Source organism: Rhodococcoides trifolii, from assembly GCF_014635345.1.
Taxonomy (GTDB): Bacteria; Actinomycetota; Actinomycetes; order Mycobacteriales; family Mycobacteriaceae; genus Rhodococcoides; species Rhodococcoides trifolii.
Genome location: NZ_BMCU01000002.1, coordinates 292,547 through 310,132, shown reverse-complemented (window position 1 = coordinate 310,132; position 17,586 = coordinate 292,547). Strand labels below are relative to the sequence as shown.

The window sequence follows — 17,586 nt, the reverse complement described above, 5'->3', positions numbered from 1 at the left end:
ACTGGTTCTGACCTGATCGAAACCGGAGGAGAGAGATGGGCTGGAGCACACGACAGATCGCCGATCTCGCCGGCACCACCCTCAAGTCGGTGCGGCACTACCACGATGTCGGACTACTCGATGAGCCCGAGCGTGCATCCAACGGCTACAAGCAGTACGGCGTCACGCATCTCGTACGGCTGATGCAGATCAAACGCCTGACCGAACTGGGATTCTCGTTGGCCGACATAGCCGCTCAGGGTGACGGACGCGATCATCCCGAACAGGCATTGCGCACCCTGGATGCTGAACTCGGCGCGACGATCGAGCGCCTTCAGCGAGCACGGTTGGAGATCGCGATACTTCTTCACGAGTCCCTTCCGACCGATCTGCCACCCGAACTCGGAGCCGCTGCAGCCCATCTGACGACAGCAGACCGGCAGTTCATCACCTTCGCCAGCACGGTACTGAGTCCGACGGCCCTCGACGCCTACTGCAACCTACTTCGGTCCACTCCGCAGCTACCTACCGATGCGGAATTCGACAACCTCCCAGCCGATTCCGACAGCGAGTCCACGCGGGATCTTGCCGAACGGATGGCCCCGCACGTTCGCCGGCTTGCGGCTCGTTTCCCGGCCCTGTTCACCGACACCGAAACCGACGGCGACAGACAACGGGTGACTCGTGCACTCGCAGTCGCCGTGGAAGACCTGTACAACCCCGCCCAACGCGACGTGCTGCGACAGGTTGCGGCACTCAACGCCACCGATCCCGAGTAAAACATCAGCACCGAATCAAAGACCAGCACAGTGCAATTCGACAGGAGTCGACCAATCATGCCCATATTCGACAACAAGAGAGCGAGGCTTTTCGCTGTAGCGTCAGCGTCGATGCTGCTGCTCGGTGCCTGCAGCCAGTCGCCGCCGGAACCAGCCGGCGACTCCGAGTCTTCGGCACAGTTGCAGCAGTTCTACGACCAAGTCGTGGCATTCGAGCCGTGTGCGGGGTACGGCACCACGACGTCCGACGAGCAGCTGTTCGCCAGTGACCCCGGATTCGAGTGCGCTCGCGTGGACGTGCCACTGGACTACAACGATCCGGGCGGGCGCACGGCTCAGATCGCGCTGCTCAAGGCCCCCGCACGTGGAGAGAAGGTGGGCTCGCTCCTGCTCAACTCCGGCGGACCGGGTGGACCGGGAATGAGCATGGCCGCGTCAGGCGCGACGTCCACCTGGGCGCAGAGCCCGCTCACCGAACGATTCGACCTGATCGGATTCGATCCGCGCGGAGTCGGTGCGTCCACACCGGCCATCGATTGCTTCACCGACGAGGAATACGAGGCAGGGCAGGCCTACACCACGGTCCTCACCGGCTCGAGAACACTCACCGAGGACGGTGCGCGTCAGCTGGTGAGCAAATGCTCCGAACGATCAGGAGGCGACGATGTCCTCGAACACGTCGGCACTCGGGACGCTGCCCGCGACATGGACATTCTCCGCGCCGTGCTCGGCGACGACACCCTGAGCTACTTCGGCCAGAGCTACGGAACACGACTCGGTGCGGTCTACGCCGAGATGTTCCCCCAGAACGTGCGCGCGATGGTCCTCGACGGCGGAATCGATCCGGGGCAGGGCACCGCAGAACGCAGGGTCTACCAATACAGCAACTTCCAGAAAGCGTTCGACGACATGGCGGCGGCATGCGCGAACGCACCTGACTGCCCGCTGGGCACCGATCCGAGCAAGGCTGTCGACAACTTCCAACAGATCGTCAGACCGTTGATCGACAACCCGATCGTCACCCCCGATGGCCGCGTCATGGACTTCGACGCAGCCTACGGTGCCGTCGTTGCTGGGCTTTACGACTCCTCGGCATGGCCGGTCATAACGAAAGGCATCGCCGAAATCCAAGCAGGACAGGCCGATACGCTTCTCAAGATCAACGATATCTTCGGCGGACGCGACGCCGACGGCACCGTCCCGAACTTCTCCGAAGCGCTGTATGCCATCAACTGCATGGACGAACAGCGCAACACCCCGGAGCAAGAAGTTGATCTCAAGCGGCAGATCCAGGAGATAGCACCGTTCACGGACGCGGGCCTCGGACCGGACGGCGCGCGAGACCCCTGCGAATTCTGGCCTGCGGAGCCAACTCTCGATATCCCGTACGCCACCGACATCGAGGGACTCCCCGACACTCTGACCATCTCCGTCACCGGCGACCCGTCCACACCGTACGAGGGGGGCGTCAATTTGGCGAACACACTGGGCGGTTCTCTACTTCCCGTCGACGGCGAACAACACACAGTGGCGTTCGGTGCAACGAGCACCTGCGTCAACGACATTGTCGCGAACTACCTGGTCAACCTCAAATCCCCACCGACCGACGCGCGCTGCGCCCTGTAATAGCCGAACGAGAAGGACGAATCATGACTGCACCCCCATTGATTTCGATCGAGGACTTCTTCGGCCCACCCGTTCGCTCCGGTGCCACGATCTCACCGGACGGCAACACGATGGCGTTCCTCGCGCCGTGGAAGAACCGCCTGAACGTGTGGATCGAGGACCTCTCGCCCGGTAGTGAACCACGTTGCGTCACCGCGGACGAGACCCGCAGTGTGCACGATTTTCAATGGACGGACGACCCCCGCTGGCTGCTGTATCTGCAGGACACCGGCGGTGACGAGAACAACCACGTGTTCCGCGTCGACCTGGAGGATCCAGATTGCGCGGCAGTCGATCTGACGCCGTTCCCCGGTTCCCGCGCAGTGGCCCTCGAACCCGTGCGCGGTCGGGTAGGTGTCTACACCGTCCTGATCAACTCGCGGAACATCGCCGAGTTCGATCTGTACGAGATCGAGATTGCCACAGGTGAACTGACAATGATCCGGCAAAGCCCGGGTGTGGGCCGTTATCCGATGCTCGGCGCCGAAGGCACGGTGTTCGCTTACGCGATGACCACGGACGGCACCATCGACATCACGCGTGTGGACGAGTCCGGCGCAGAAACCACGGTGGCGTCCTTCGACGGCACCGATTACCCGCTGGGCATCAGTCCGATGCAGATTACCGCGGACGGTACCGGAATGTGGCTCGGTTCCAACAGAATGCGCCACTTGACATGTCTGATCCGCCTCGACCTCGAGACCGGTGAGGAGACCGTCGTCGACAGTCACCCGACGCTCGAACTCGATGGGGTGCGACGAGCCGTCCAGCAAACCTCGTCACCGCTGATCTGCAACCGTGCGACCGGAGAGCTCATCGGTGTGCGGTACTTGGGCGAACGCCAAGTGATCCATGCACTGGAATCGGGTTTCGAAGAAATCCTGAAGAATCTCGAGCAACTGTTCGACGGTGACATCGGAGCACTGTCCTCCGACGAGAGCGGAGAGAAATGGATCGTCAGCTTCGTCCACGACCGCGATCCGTCCGTGACCTACTACTACGATCACGCCACCGGATCGAGTCGCCTACTTTTCCGCCCCTACCCACATCTGGATCCACAGGACATGGCCCCAATGGTGCCGGTGAGCATTGCGGCGCGTGACGGTCTGACTCTGCCGTCGTATCTGACGCTTCCGGTGGGTGTGGAACCCGAGAATCTGCCGATGGTTATGGTGGTGCACGGCGGTCCCTGGTATAGAGATTCGTGGACCTTCGATCCCATCGCGCAAATGCTGTCGAATCGCGGATATGCCGTGTTGCAGGTCAACTTTCGCGGGTCGGTCGGATACGGCACCGCGCACATGAACGCCGGGGTGGGTGAATTCGCGGGCGCGATGCACGACGATCTCATCGATGCAGTGAATTGGGCGGTCGAGGCGGGGTACGCCGATCGCGAGCGGGTGGCCATCATGGGTGGTTCCTACGGCGGCTATGCGGCGCTGGTGGGCGCATCGTTCACCCCCGACACCTTCGCCGCGGCGATCGATTGCGTCGGCATCTCGGACCTGTCGAACTTCATGCGCAGCCAGCCGGCCTTCATCGGTCCGGGAATCATCAACAGCTGGTACCGCTTCGTCGGCGACCCCGCTGATCCCGATCAGCTGGCCGACATGCTCGCGCGATCACCCATCTCCAAGCTCGATGCGATACGCGCACCGCTCCTGATTGCGCAGGGCGCCAACGACCCTCGGGTCGTCAAGGCAGAATCGGACAACGTCGTCGAGCGCCTACGGTCACGTGGCGTCGATGTCGACTACCTCGTGTTCGAGGACGAGGGTCACGGATTCGTCAACCCGGAGAACAGTATTCGCTACTACCTAGAGGTGGAAAAGTTTCTCGCCCAGCACCTCGGCGGCCGCAGTCTGCAATGAACGGGAGCACCGTGGATGTCGATGCGACGTCAGGCCGAGTCGCCCTTCGGCACAGGTACAGCGGTGTGGAAAAGCATCGCAATGGCGTGTTGTAGAACTTCTGTCTCCGAGCGCAATCGAGCAGCGTCGGTCGGGAGGGCTCGTGCCACGGACAACCCGTCGAGTACCACGTTGAGGTAGGCGGCGCGCTGGGTGTTGTCGCCCGGCGGGAGGGCACCTTCCGTTTCGAGAACGTCCAGCCAGTGTTCGATGTGCCGAAGTCCGGCCGCGCTGAAAGCGAGGTAGGTGTCGATGGCATCAGCGTTGAGCTCCGAGTCGAGGTACGTGCCGAACGTCCGCCGCCACGTATCTCGGGCTTGCTCACCGGTCCCGGTGGCCGACAACACCTGCTGCATACACGCCAATAATCGCTCGTCGGCAGGAACGGTGGAGTCTTCGATGACATTCTTGTTCGCCACCAGGCCGGTGATTCCCGCGGCGACTTCGTCCATCAACGCTCGCTGCGTGGGAAAGAAATGACGCAGTGATCCGGTACTGACCCCTGCTCGGGCGGCGACCGCTCGGACGCTGAGCCGGGTTCCCGGATCCTCGGACACCATCGTCGCGGCCGCGATCAGAATCCGGTCCCTGGTGCTGGGTTCGCTCTCGCGATTCTCCGTATTGTCCGACATCTTAACAATTCTAATACAGCGTGATACCTTCGATTACTATCACACTGTACTAATGAGATCGAGGATGGACCAGATGGGAATCACGCAGTGGCGCTACCGCCGCATTCGCGCCGGATCGGGTGAGCCGCTCCGCCGCTACCGCTGGTGGCAGATGTTCGGCAGATCGCTCCGGTCGATCACGCTGTCCGCACCCGACCGCACGACGTCGGTCTACGCAGTCGATGTTCGGCACATGGGTGACGCAAGTGACGGTGAGGTTCGCGCTCGCCTCTACGTCGACGGCGCACAGCAGTCCTACGCGAAGTTGCCGACGCGCTTCCCCGTCCCCGGTGGACATATCGAGGTCGCGGCCACGGGGTTCGGACTGAAGCGCTGCCACTACGTCCGCGACGACGGCACCGAACAGCAGTTGTCTCCCGATCCCGCATCCGCAGAGGGACGCCGCGCTCGGCTGCACCACCGGCACCCCGGTCCGAGTCGCGTCATCGGTCTCATCTCGATCCTGCTCGTCATCGGCGGCCTCTGTGTGGAGGTGCCGCAGATAATCGCATCCCTCTCTCTCATTCCCCCCATCGCCGACTCGATCGGCACCTTCACCTCACCCATCCGACTGCCGCTCCACGTCAACCTGCTCATCGGATTCGCCGCTGTCATCGGCAGCACTGAACGAGCTCTGCGGATGCGATCGAGCTGGATCGACGAACTCGCCAGCTGAACCCACGAAGGGAAAACCACCATGCCACAGATGATTCCGGCCCTGATCCGTCGAAAGAACGATCGACGACGATGGCCGAAGCCGGCAATGACGGCGGCCTTCTCCGCCTCGTTGCTTCTGCTCGCCGGATGCTCCGGTGCAGCTCCGAACGACGACGACATTGCTGACGAGGTGGGCCTCGAACGATTCATGGAGCAGGAACTCGAGTTCGGGGCGTGCGACGCCAGCATCGTGGACTCCCAGCCGCCCGTTCCTCAAGTAGTCGAGGCGGCACGGAAGACAGAATGCGCGATGCTCACGGTGCCAATGGATTACAAGGACGTCGACGGCACGACCATCGAGATCGCCGTCTCGCGCATTTCCGCTACCGGCGACAACCCGATCGGCTCTGTCCTGCTGAACCCTGGCGGTCCCGGAGCGGCGGGAACGACGCTCGCCCCACTCGTGAATGCCTTGTGGACGGGAGGCCCCATCCCCGAGCGCTTCGACATCGTCGGCTTCGATCCGCGCGGAGTCGGTCTCAGCACACCGGCAATCGACTGCTACTCCGACGAGGAGCGCGACGCCGACGCACCCCTGTCGGCTCTCGGTAAGTGGACCGAAGAATCCGCACGCGCCATCGTCGACAAATGCGCCGACGGCTCCGGAAGCAAAGAGATACTTGCCCACCTCGGGACACGGGACGTCGCTCGCGACATGGATGTGCTCCGCTCCGCGCTCGGCGACGACAAGCTCACCTATGCGGGAGTCAGCTACGGCACTCGACTCGGCTCTGTATACGCCGAGATGTTTCCCGAGAATGTCCGTGCACTCGTTCTCGACGGCGCAGTGGATCCGCTCATGGACACCGCGGATCGGAGGATCCAGCTCAGTGAAGGACTGCAGGCCTCGTTCCAGCGCTTCGCCGACTTCTGTACGACGCAGGCCGCATGCCCGCTCGGAACAGACCCGGCGCGGGCAACCGCTGCGGCACAAGAACTACTCCAACCGCTCGAGGACAGACCGCTGGTGGCCGAAGATGGACGAGAGGTCGGCTTCCTCGCCGCCGGCGAAGGAATCGTGTCCGGCCTATATTCCGAAGCCACCGATATCGATGGGCTACCCGAGGTGCTCGTGATCTCGGCTACCGGGGACCCCGTGACACCCCACGAAGGAGGCAACAGCCTGGCCGACACCCTCGGGGCGCGATTGCTCACGGTCGAGGCCAACCAGCACGGGACGATCATCTCAGCAAACGCCTGTGTCGACGGAGCGGTCGCCGACTACCTGATCGACCTCGAACTGCCGGATAAAGGTACGCGCTGCACAATCTGACCCTGCTGATCCATCGGGCGGGCCGTGTTCCGCCCGATGCTCGGTAGTCCCGGCACTCAATCACGAACTACCGCAATCACATCGGTGCGCAGCGCTTCAGATAACAGCCCAGAATCCGGTTGCACCCGAGCCCTCGGACTCGATGGTTGTCGACATTGCTGCAGCGTCGACCTCCAGCGCGCAATCCGTCAAGAGTGCGCGCATATTGTTCGCGACGGTAACGATTACCTTCACGTCAGCGAGAACCGAAGGCGTAGGTTCTCCGACTGCCGATGCAATTCTCGCAGCACCTTCTTGTGCTCCTGCATCTTCTCCCTGTGGCGTATCTCGGAGGTGTCGTTACCCTGCTCGCTGCTGATGGCGACGAATCGGCGGACCTGCTCGAGTTCCAGCGACACCGCGTCGATCTCGCGGTCCAGCGCTGCCAGGAAGACCCTCGCTTGCGCGACGTCGGAGTCATCGGTCACGTTCCTGCGCCTCTCCCTCAACAACGAGCACCGTCCGGGCGCATTGGGACACCTTCAACGCCACTGCACCTGTCGCTAGCGAGATTTGGCGGACACGACGCACTCGAACGTCGCGACTCCTCAGTTCTCGTCTGCCATGGTTGCCAAGGAACGAAGGTGACCAGAAGCATCGGAAGAACGAGCGACAACGCCATATCCACCTTCACGGTCGGTCGATGCCGAGGGTGGCGATGACCGTCAGGACGACGATGACAATCACAATTGTCATCGAGCTGCTTCGCTTCCCCAACATGACCCACCCCAGCCTAGTATCCTGGATCCACTCTGCAACGGAAGGTAGCACCACGATGATCGTTGGGCTCAGTAATTCGCGTAACCCTGTGATCGCGGACAGTGCGTGGGTGGCCCCGAACGCCACGATTGTCGGCTCGGTCTACATCGGCGAGAACGCGGGCGTCTGGTACTCGGCGGTGATCAGGGCGGACAGTGAGTCCGTCTCGATTGGAGACGACACCAACATCCAGGACGGATGTGTGGTGCACGCCGATCCCGGGAGTCCCGCTGTGATCGGTTCCAACGTTTCGGTGGGTCACAACGCCACATTGCATGGCTGCACGATCGGAGACAACGTCCTCGTGGGCATGGGTGCGATCATCATGAATGGGGCCACAGTCGGCCGCGACTGCCTGATCGCGGCGGGCGCCCTGCTCACCGAGAACGTCGACGTGCCGGACGGGTCGTTGGTAGCCGGTGTTCCGGCAAAAATCCGCCGAGATCTGACTGCCGAAGAGATCGCGTCGGTACGCGCAAACGGCGAGGGTTATGTCCTCAAGCGCCTTGAGCATGGTACGGCGTTGTCGCAGAAGCAGTCTGGAAAAGTCGGCTAGTCGGATCATTGAGGTGAACGCCTGCCTCAACCCCAGCGCAACCAGCCACCGAAAGTCGATGTGGACCCTGCAGGGGCCACTCCACTACCGGTCCAATTCCAACATCCGCAGGGCCGCGTGTAGCAGCAGGCGGTTCTCGCCATCGTCCAGATCCATCTCGATCGCTTCTCGTATGCGGTCCATCCGGTAGTACAGCGTCGTGCGATGAATGTGTAGCGCATCCGCGGCCCGCGGTCCGGACCCGCTGCTGTCAAGGAATGCGAGAAGCGTTTCCCTCATCCATGAAGGTTGACCGGGGTCCTCCAGTGCAGCCAACGTCGACGGAAGAATAAACGCTTCACCAGGTTTCGGGTTCTGCAGCAACACCGAGTAGGCGCCCAGCTCGCTCCACTCGACCACGGAGCCGAACCTGCTTGTTCGGGCAGCCGCATCCGCGGCGATGCTGGCTTGCCGATACGACCGCCAAGCGGCAGACAGTCCTAGGACCGGGTCCCCTACACCGACGACGCACATTCCGTCGCCGCCCAAAAGGGCATTCGCCACACTCAACATCGCGTCGACACTGTGTTGGGCGGGACCAGACCGTCCCGCGGGCGCCACCTTCTCGATGAGTCGTGCACCCTCGTCGGTCGCCGAGAAGACGTAGTGCTGCGGTGCAACACCCTGCCGCGTCCCCAAAGCTGCGCGGAGGGCACGGTGAGGGGCGATGAACCCGCCACCCACTGCCGAAGCCACGACACGGATTGCGAAGCAACGCATCTCACTGTCAGTGGTCAACCAAGTTCCGCCCGGCATGTTTCCGACAGCGGTACGCCGGACGTCCTCGTCGGAATCCAGAACCCCATCGAGATCTACCTCGAACGAGGAGTCAGGGCGGTCGTCGTCCGTGTCTGCGTACAGCGCCGCCCCTATCTGGGCTGCGGCGGCTTCGATGCGGGTCTTCTCAGCTTTGGTCAGCGACTGGGAGGCGTCGATGACCAACATGAGCCCGATCAGATGGTGAGCGTGACGAACGGGAACACACCACCTCGATTCCATACCCATCTCGTGTTTGGGGGGAAGCCGGGTGGGCCCGGTCCACAAACGAGCTCCTTGACTGAGGATGTGCTGCATCGCTTCGGAACCGACCTGGCGCTGAAGAACGGCTCGGACGCGTTGCCCGTCCTCATCACCGTAGTGACGGCTGGCGTAAAGCAGTCTGAGCTGGGTGTCGTCGACTACCACCGCTCGACTCAATGTCTCTGCAAGGCCGTCGACGAGCGATTGGACATGGTCTTGCGGCATGATTGAGGTCCGCCTCCGATCGAGTCGAGAGCTATCTGCGTCGGACGAGCCAGGTCCCGAGGACCGATCAGAGGCGACGTAGTCGCCCCTGCGTGCTGCAGTCACATCCGCACTGTACGTCCTAACTGCGACGGCGTATCGATTATGGATACTGGATCCATAGAGTGATACAGTCGACACCCGAACGTCCCCGGCTCTATTCACGTCGGCCCTGTGGCCGCTCTATCCGATCGCGGTCATTCACTTGCGAGGTAGGTTCATGTTTTCCAAGGTGTTGGTGGCCAACCGCGGCGAGATCGCAATTCGAGCGTTCCGCGCGGCGTACGAACTGGGCGTCGAGACGGTCGCCGTGTACCCCGTTGAAGACCGTAATTCGTTGCACCGCACCAAGGCTGACGAAGCCTACGAAATCGGCGAGCCAGGTCACCCAGTCCGGAACTACCTGTCGGTCCCCACCATCATCGAGACCGCGGTTCGCGCCGGGGCCGACGCCATTTACCCGGGTTACGGATTCCTCGCGGAAAATCCGGAGCTCGCAGCTGCATGCGCGGAGTACGGCATCACCTTCATCGGCCCGTCCCCCGAAGTACTCGAGTTGGCCGGCAACAAGGCCCGTGCCGTCGCGGCGGCACGGGCCGCGGGTTTGCCGGTGTTGTCCTCGAGTGCCCCCTCCGACGATGTCGACGTACTGATCGCTGCGTCGAAGGACATGACGTTCCCGCTGTTCGTAAAGGCTGTGGCCGGCGGAGGCGGCCGCGGGATGCGCCGCGTTGCAGAGCCTTCCGAACTCAAAGATGCAATCGAGGCGGCCGCTCGGGAAGCGGAGTCGGCGTTCGGTGACGCGACGGTGTTCCTGGAGCAGGCGGTCATCGAACCGCGCCATATCGAGGTACAGATCCTCGCGGACACCTACGGCAACGTGATGCATCTGTTCGAGCGTGACTGCAGCGTCCAACGCCGACACCAGAAGGTTGCCGAGATCGCCCCGGCCCCGAACCTCGATCCGGTTCTGAGACAGAGGATTTGCGACGACGCCGTCGCCTTCGCGAAACAGATCGGCTACTCGTGCGTCGGGACCGTCGAATTCCTCGTCGACCAAGACGGTCGGCACGTCTTCATCGAGATGAACCCCCGCGTGCAGGTCGAACACACCGTCACGGAAGAAGTAACAGACGTCGACATCGTGCGATCGCAACTACAGATCGCATCAGGGGCGTCGTTGAGCGAGCTCGGTCTTCACCAGGACACCGTCGCGACACGCGGTTTCGCGATCCAGTGCCGCATCACCACCGAGGATCCTTCGAACGGATTTCGTCCGGACACGGGCAGAATCACCGCTTACCGCACTCCCGGCGGTGCAGGAATCCGACTCGACGGTGGCACCTCGCTGGGCGCTGAGATATCGGCTTACTTCGACTCGTTGCTGGTCAAGGTGACCTGTCGGGGGGGTGATTATGCCAGTGCGGTGGCGCGCACACGGCGTGCGTTGGCCGAGTTCCGTATCCGCGGAGTTTCGACCAACCTCCCGTTCTTGCAAGGACTGCTCGACGACCCGGACTTCGCCGCCGGTGACGTGACGACGTCGTTCATCGAGAAGCACCCGCACCTGTTGACCGCGCGCGCCTCGAACGACCGCGGCACGAAGATCCTGCGGTACCTCGCCGACGTCACGGTCAACAAACCGCACGGAGAACGGCCGGTCACCATCTACCCGATCGACAAGCTCCCCCGCGTCGACCTCGGCGCGACGCCACCTGCCGGCAGCAAGCAACGCCTCGACGCGCTGGGGCCAGTCAAGTTCGCTGCCGCTCTACGTGAACAAGACGCACTGGCGGTCACCGACACAACATTTCGAGACGCGCATCAGTCGTTGTTGGCCACCAGAGTTCGGACCACGAGCCTGATGGGCGTGGCCGGCCATGTCGCCCACACGACGCCGAATCTGCTCTCCGTCGAAGTGTGGGGCGGCGCGACGTACGACGTCGCGTTGCGGTTTCTTCACGAGGATCCGTGGGAACGGCTGGCGCTGCTGCGCGAGAAGATTCCAAACATCTGCCTTCAGATGCTCCTGCGCGGGCGAAACACCGTGGGCTACACGCCTTATCCCGACAGTGTCACACGGGCATTCGTGGCAGAGGCCGCCGCCACCGGGATAGACATTTTCCGCATCTTCGACGCGCTGAACAACATCGACCAGATGCGGCCGGCAATCGATGCGGTACTCGACACGGGCACCACGGTCGCCGAGGTGGCGATGTCCTACACCGGCAACCTTTCCGATCCGACCGAGAAGCTGTACACCCTCGACTACTACCTGCGGCTGGCCGAACAGATCGTCGACGCCGGCGCGCACGTGCTGGCAATCAAGGACATGGCAGGTCTGCTGCGGCCACCCGCCGCGACGACCCTGGTGACTGCGCTGCGACGCAACTTCGATCTTCCCGTTCACATCCACACCCACGACACCCCCGGCGGCCAGCTGGCCACCTACCTCGCCGCCTGGTCGGCCGGGGCGGACGCGGTCGACGGGGCCAGCGCACCGATGGCAGGGACCACTTCACAACCACCGCTGTCGTCGATCGTCGCCGCCGCCGCGCACACTGCGCGCGACACCGGACTGTCCTTGCAGTCGGTCTGCGACCTCGAGCCATACTGGGAAGCGCTGCGAAAGGTGTACGCACCCTTCGAGTCCGGTCTCCCCTCCCCTACTGGACGCGTCTACACGCACGAGATCCCCGGTGGCCAGTTGTCGAACCTCCGCCAGCAAGCAATCTCCCTGGGTCTGGCGGACAGATTCGAAGACGTCGAGCAGGCGTACTCCGATGCCGACCGACTCTTGGGCCGTCTGACCAAAGTGACCCCGTCGTCGAAGGTGGTCGGAGACCTCGCATTACATCTCGTGGGTTCAGGGGTAGGCCTCGACGAGTTCGCCGAAACGCCTGAACGCTACGACATTCCCGATTCGGTCATCGGATTCCTTCGGGGCGATCTCGGCACACCCGCCGGCGGGTGGCCCGAACCGTTCCGTACGAGAGCACTGTCGGGGCGCGAACCTGCACGTGGAGATCGCGCCCTGACAGAAGAGGACGAAAGCATGCTCGAAGCCGGCTCGACTGCGCGCCGGCAGCGGCTGAACGAGCTGCTCTTCCCCGGCCCCGCCCGAGAACTCGCCGAGCACCGTAAGAAGTTCGGCGACACCACGGCGCTGTCGGCCAATCAATTCTTCTATGGACTCAGACAAGGTGAAGAACACAGGGTCCGGCTCGACGAGGGCGTCGAATTGCTCATCGGTCTCGAGGCGATCTCCGATCCCGACGAGGCCGGGATGCGCACGGTCATGTGCATCCTCAACGGACAGCTTCGTCCTGTGTCCGTCAAGGATCGCTCGATCGCTACTGACAGCCCCACCGCGGAAAAAGCAGACCGTACCGACCCGGGACACGTGATGGTCCCGTTCTCCGGCGTGGTGACGGTAACCAAGTCGGTCGGCAATGTCGTCCAGGCTGGGGACGCGATCGCGACAATCGAAGCGATGAAGATGGAAGCCACTATCACGGCCCACCGCTCGGGCGTCATCTCGCGAATCGCCATCGCGGGGGTAGCCCAAGTCGACGGCGGCGATCTGCTCTGCGTGATCACGGTCGGAGACACCACCGACCCGGCCTGACCGTTGCTGCGCAATTCACGCGACCGACCCACCTGGCAAACGCGCATCACCCATCGGGACCGGTCACGTGAACCCACCGCCACAGAATCGCGGATCGTGGATCCACGGGCGTAAGATTGCCGTCGAATCGTGTTTTCACACGCGGCGTGAGCGATCGAGGGGAATCACGTAGTGGCACAGGCAGCAAACACAGGCGAGACGGCCCCAATGCTGGGTAACGATCTCCGCGAGAACGGAACGGCGCCCGCTCAATCCGTGCTCGGCCAGCTTCCACCCCGCGACACGACCTTGCTGGTGCGCAACGTGCGCGACCGATTGCGTCTGGCTATCACGCTCGGAGAAATACCGGCCGGCTCCCGACTGAACCAGGTCAAGCTCGCCAAGCAACTCGGCGTGTCTCGCATGCCCGTGCGGTCTGCGATCACCGAACTGGTCGCCGAGGGCCTGCTGGAGCTGGTCGCCGGGGGCGGCGTGGACGTGCGCATCCTCACCGCCAAAGACGTCAAGGACGCCTACGAGATCCGCCTCGCCCTCGAAACGCGCGCCGTACGCCACATTGCCGAGAACCAGCCCACCTGGGGTCTGGGAAAAATCGAGCAACTGGTGGCTACACATCAACCACTGGTCGCGACCTACGGTGAAGCAGAACTACTCGCCGCCGACCGCGACTTCCATATGACCATTCTCGACTCGACCGACAATCCTTACATGCGCCGAGCGATTCTTCCCGTCTGGTCCACAGTGGAACGCGCGATGGTCCAGGTGCTTCACTTCGACGGGGTGTTTCGCGATGCCTGGGACGAGCACTTCGGTATCACCGAGGCGATGCGCGCAGGCAATGCGGACCTTGCGGAAAAGAGGATGCGCAAGCATCTCGGGACCGCCATGGAGGAGCTCAGCTCCAGGTTGAGCTGAGTTCTTACCCACCTACGCGATCGGGCCGCCGCCCGACGGCCGGCACGAGGACCGGCTAAATAAGCAGCCCCACTCGAGGACCCGGTCGCCACATCGCCCACGAAAACCTGACACAGCCGACCGCTAGAGAGTTCGTAGCCAAGATCGGGCCGCATGTGTATCCTGGACCCTGGATCCACAGTGTGACTGTGAACACTATGCGCAGGGACTCAACGTCGTCGACCGGCTGTTCGGTTGAGCCCGACAATCCTGCCGCAACCTTCGATCAGGACGGCGAACCAGTGAACACTAAACTCTCAGACAGCGACGTCGTCGAGCTCGAAGTCGTGGTCGTCGCTACACACGACGCTGCCGATGGCATCCGCGCCTTCGATTTCGCCCGCGTGGACGGAGAACCCATGCCGCCCTGGAACCCGGGGGCGCACATCGATCTCCTGCTGACACCGGGACTCGAGAGGCAGTACTCACTGTGCGGTGACCCCAACCAGCTCGAGACCTGGCGCGTTGCGGTGCTACGCGAGCCGGAGAGTCGAGGCGGATCGGAGTGGGTCCACGAGCGTCTCGCCGAAGGCGACAAACTCCGAATTCGCGGGCCGCGCAACAACTTCCCGTTGGTCGAGGCGTCCGAGTACATCTTCATCGCAGGCGGAATCGGAATCACTCCCCTGTTGCCGATGATCGCGGAATGCGAGGCCAAGGGTCGCCCGTGGACTTTGACGTACGGCGGACGGTCCCCCTCGTCGATGGGTTTCACCCACATCGAGTCCGAATACGACGGCAAGGTCACACTGTGGCCTCAGGACAGTCGGGGCTTGATCGACCTCGCGGCGCTGCTGAACACTCCCCGCGACGGCGCTGCCGTGTACTGCTGCGGCCCCGGCGTTCTCCTCGACGCCGTCGAGAAGTCGTGCGAGCACTGGCCCGACGGCTCGCTGCACTTGGAACGCTTCAGGCCGAAGGCAGGCGCGCTGGACGGGGTATCGCGGAGTTTCGAGATCGAACTCGACCAGACCGGACTCGTGCTGACGGTCGGCGAGAACGAATCCATCGTCGATGTGCTCGACAAAGCCGGCGTCGAAGTACCGACGTCATGCAGAGAAGGGACCTGCGGAACGTGCGAGACCGTCGTGCTCGACGGTATCCCGGACCACCGCGACTCCTTCCTCAACGACTTCGAAAGAGATTCCAACGAGGTCATGATGGTGTGTTGTTCGCGCGCCAAGTGCGACAGGCTCGTACTCGACCTCTGACACCTCTATAAGCGAAACACGCCCCTCGACGGAGAACTGAGCGCAACATCGTCCGGCATTCCTGGTTGCGGACACCGATCCGTGCCGGGTGTGCGTCACCGCGGCTGCGACCTCGGCGCTCGGCTGCCCGCGCACTCCGCCCCCTAGGGTGTGACCGTGCGAGCACACGAAGTGGTTCTTCACCGGATCGAGCAGGGTCTGACGACCGGTCGGATTCGCGTCGGTGATCGCCTGCCCGCCGAGCGCGCTCTAGCCGAGGAGCTGGGCGTGAGCAGATCCTCGGTCCGCGAAGCGGTTCGGGTCCTCGAAGCGATGGGTGTGGTCCGCACCGCCGTAGGGTCCGGACCGGACTCGGGAGCCACGGTCATCGCCGATCCCGCGACGTCTATCGGATCTGCGCTGCGACTGCACATGGCAACGCAGTTTCTTCCCATCCCCGACGTGGTCCAGACACGTGTGCTTCTCGAATCGTGGGCCGCCTCGGCCGCGGCCGACACCCGACCCGATGTCACCCACCTGCATGCGCAGCTCGACGCCATGGACGCGCCCAACCTCTCACCCGAGGCCTTCCACATGCTCGACGAGCGATTTCATCTGACTCTGTCGTCGATGGCCGGAAACGTCCTGGTGGAAGCGATGATGGCCTCACTCGGCGACTCCATCCGGGGATACATACTCGACGCGGTTCCCCGACTCGACGACTGGGCTGCAGTGACCGTAGGTCTGAGGTCCGAGCATCGTGCCATCGTCCAAGCCATCGGAAGCGGCCGAGGCACTCGCGCTGCACGATTGGTGCGCGAACACATCGAAGGTTTCCACGCGCTCGCCCGAACCAATAGGTGACCCGGCCGGCTCCAGCAGCACCACGAACACGACCTGGTCACGACTATTACGGCCGGTTGATTGACCCCGACGACACAACGAGTATCCTGGATCCACACTCTCCGCGGGTTGCCACCTCCACAAGACGTCCTAAGCCACCCGTCACCATTTTCCTTCACGCATGCACCGTTCGTACGGCCCGCTCACGGAACATCCGGTCCAGCCGCAACGAACCGCACGCGCTCGATTTTGCCACTCCATCAAGGGAACGATCATGCCTGCAAAAGTTTATTACGAAGATGACGCCGACCTGTCGGCACTGAGCGGCCGCAAGGTCGCTGTCATCGGCTACGGCAGCCAGGGGCACGCGCACGCCCTCAACCTCCGCGATTCCGGTATCGACGTGCGCGTCGGACTGCCCGAGGGGTCGAAGTCGCGCGCCAAAGCCGAAGAACAGGGACTCCGCGTGCTGACTCCCGCCGAGGCTGCGGCAGAAGCCGACGTCATCTCCATCCAGGCTCCGGATACGGTGCAGCGTTCGCTGTACGCGCACGACATCGAGCCCAACCTCGATAGCGGCGACATGCTGCTTTTCAGCCACGGGTTCAACATTCGTTTCGGATACATCACCGCCAAGGACGGCATCGACGTCGCCCTGGTGGCACCCAAGGGTCCGGGACACCTCGTGCGACGCCAATTCAACGACGGCCACGGCGTGCCGTGTCTGGTTGCCGTGGAGAAGAACTCGTCCGGCCGTGCACTCGAGGTGGCACTGGCCTACGCCAAGGGCATCGGCGGGACCCGCGCCGGCGTCATCAGCACGACCTTCGCAGAGGAGACCGAAACCGACTTGTTCGGTGAGCAGGCGGTGCTCTGCGGCGGGGCGTCCTCGTTGATTCAAGCCGGCTTCGACACTCTCGTCGACGCCGGTTACCAGCCGGAGATCGCCTATTTCGAGGTGTTGCACGAGCTGAAACTCATCGTCGACCTGATGTACGAAGGCGGCATTGCCCGGCAGCGATATTCGTGCAGTGACACCTGCGAATACGGCGACCTCACGCGCGGACCGCGAATCGTCAACGACGCCACCCGTGCCGAGATGAAGAACATCCTCGGCGAAATCCAGGACGGGACCTTCGCTGCGGAGTGGATCGCTGAGGACGACAACGGGCGCCCGAACTTTCTGCGGTTACGTGAGCAGGGAAAGCAGCATGGCATCGAAGAGGTTGGAGCGGGCCTCCGCGGTTTGATGTCGTGGGTCGACCGGCCGATCACCGAAACCGTCTGACAGTACGACCGG

The 17,586-nt window shown here is 63.0% G+C and carries 15 protein-coding genes; 12 read left to right on the top strand and 3 right to left on the bottom strand.

The genetic code is table 11. The features are described 5' to 3' along the window. Window positions 1-35: 35 nt before the first annotated feature. Genes IEW02_RS08490 through IEW02_RS08480 form a run of 3 tightly spaced genes read left to right on the top strand, consistent with a single transcriptional unit; the run spans window position 36 to window position 4,294 of the window. A complete protein-coding gene (locus tag IEW02_RS08490; protein ID WP_188544377.1) occupies window positions 36-758 on the top strand; it encodes a MerR family transcriptional regulator in 723 nt (240 codons plus the stop codon). Between the two features lie 57 nt (window positions 759-815). Next, window positions 816-2,384 (top strand): alpha/beta fold hydrolase, encoded by a 1,569-nt coding sequence (locus tag IEW02_RS08485; RefSeq protein ID WP_229745897.1) that lies wholly within the window; start codon window positions 816-818, stop codon window positions 2,382-2,384. A gap of 23 nt (window positions 2,385-2,407) precedes the next feature. Further along, a complete protein-coding gene (locus tag IEW02_RS08480; protein ID WP_188544376.1) occupies window positions 2,408-4,294 on the top strand; it encodes a S9 family peptidase in 1,887 nt (628 codons plus the stop codon). 29 nt (window positions 4,295-4,323) lie between these two features. Here the strand turns inward: IEW02_RS08480 and IEW02_RS08475 are convergent, their stop codons facing one another. Beyond that, window positions 4,324-4,965, bottom strand: a complete 642-nt coding sequence (locus tag IEW02_RS08475) for a TetR/AcrR family transcriptional regulator (RefSeq protein WP_188544375.1) — start codon at window positions 4,963-4,965, stop codon at window positions 4,324-4,326. Window positions 4,966-5,029: 64 nt separating this feature from the next. On the opposite strand from IEW02_RS08475, the gene IEW02_RS08470 reads away from it, so the two are divergent. Together IEW02_RS08470 and IEW02_RS08465 are read left to right on the top strand one after the other, a co-directional pair. After that, entirely contained in the window at window positions 5,030-5,680 is a 651-nt protein-coding gene (locus IEW02_RS08470) for a hypothetical protein (protein ID WP_229745896.1), read from the top strand. A 21-nt stretch (window positions 5,681-5,701) separates the two neighbouring features. Beyond that, window positions 5,702-6,994 (top strand): alpha/beta hydrolase, encoded by a 1,293-nt coding sequence (locus tag IEW02_RS08465; RefSeq protein WP_229745895.1) that lies wholly within the window; start codon window positions 5,702-5,704, stop codon window positions 6,992-6,994. Between the two features lie 230 nt (window positions 6,995-7,224). On the opposite strand, the gene IEW02_RS08460 is transcribed toward IEW02_RS08465, so the two are convergent. Further along, window positions 7,225-7,461: a hypothetical protein gene (locus IEW02_RS08460; RefSeq protein ID WP_188544374.1), complete on the bottom strand. Its 237-nt coding sequence runs from the start codon at window positions 7,459-7,461 to the stop codon at window positions 7,225-7,227. Window positions 7,462-7,808: 347 nt separating this feature from the next. On the opposite strand from IEW02_RS08460, the gene IEW02_RS08455 reads away from it, so the two are divergent. After that, window positions 7,809-8,348 (top strand): gamma carbonic anhydrase family protein, encoded by a 540-nt coding sequence (locus IEW02_RS08455; RefSeq protein WP_188545235.1) that lies wholly within the window; start codon window positions 7,809-7,811, stop codon window positions 8,346-8,348. An 84-nt stretch (window positions 8,349-8,432) separates the two neighbouring features. Here IEW02_RS08455 and IEW02_RS08450 read toward each other — a convergent pair whose 3' ends face one another. After that, window positions 8,433-9,461 carry a PucR family transcriptional regulator gene (locus tag IEW02_RS08450; protein WP_371829925.1) on the bottom strand — a complete coding sequence of 343 codons (1,029 nt, stop codon included), beginning with the start codon at window positions 9,459-9,461 and terminating at the stop codon, window positions 8,433-8,435. Here IEW02_RS08450 and IEW02_RS08445 point away from each other — a divergent pair. The 6 genes from IEW02_RS08445 to ilvC all read left to right on the top strand — a co-directional run bounded on the left by IEW02_RS08445 (window position 9,441) and on the right by ilvC (window position 17,574). Beyond that, window positions 9,441-9,638 carry a hypothetical protein gene (locus IEW02_RS08445; RefSeq protein ID WP_188544372.1) on the top strand — a complete coding sequence of 66 codons (198 nt, stop codon included), beginning with the start codon at window positions 9,441-9,443 and terminating at the stop codon, window positions 9,636-9,638. The genes IEW02_RS08450 and IEW02_RS08445 overlap by 21 nt on opposite strands. Before the next feature lie 253 nt (window positions 9,639-9,891). Next, a complete protein-coding gene (locus IEW02_RS08440) occupies window positions 9,892-13,299 on the top strand; it encodes a pyruvate carboxylase (RefSeq protein WP_188544371.1) in 3,408 nt (1,135 codons plus the stop codon). A 171-nt stretch (window positions 13,300-13,470) separates the two neighbouring features. Next, on the top strand, window positions 13,471-14,214 hold the full coding sequence (locus tag IEW02_RS08435) for a GntR family transcriptional regulator (protein WP_229745894.1): 744 nt from the start codon (window positions 13,471-13,473) through the stop codon (window positions 14,212-14,214). Between the two features lie 281 nt (window positions 14,215-14,495). Then, a complete protein-coding gene (locus IEW02_RS08430) occupies window positions 14,496-15,464 on the top strand; it encodes a PDR/VanB family oxidoreductase (RefSeq protein ID WP_229745893.1) in 969 nt (322 codons plus the stop codon). A gap of 156 nt (window positions 15,465-15,620) precedes the next feature. Continuing rightward, the gene (locus tag IEW02_RS08425) at window positions 15,621-16,307 is read left to right on the top strand and encodes a FadR/GntR family transcriptional regulator (RefSeq protein WP_188544369.1); all 687 of its coding nucleotides are present in this window, start codon (window positions 15,621-15,623) and stop codon (window positions 16,305-16,307) included. Between the two features lie 253 nt (window positions 16,308-16,560). Then, a complete protein-coding gene (gene ilvC / locus IEW02_RS08420) occupies window positions 16,561-17,574 on the top strand; it encodes a ketol-acid reductoisomerase (RefSeq protein ID WP_188544368.1) in 1,014 nt (337 codons plus the stop codon). The last annotated feature ends 12 nt before the right edge of the window (window positions 17,575-17,586 follow it).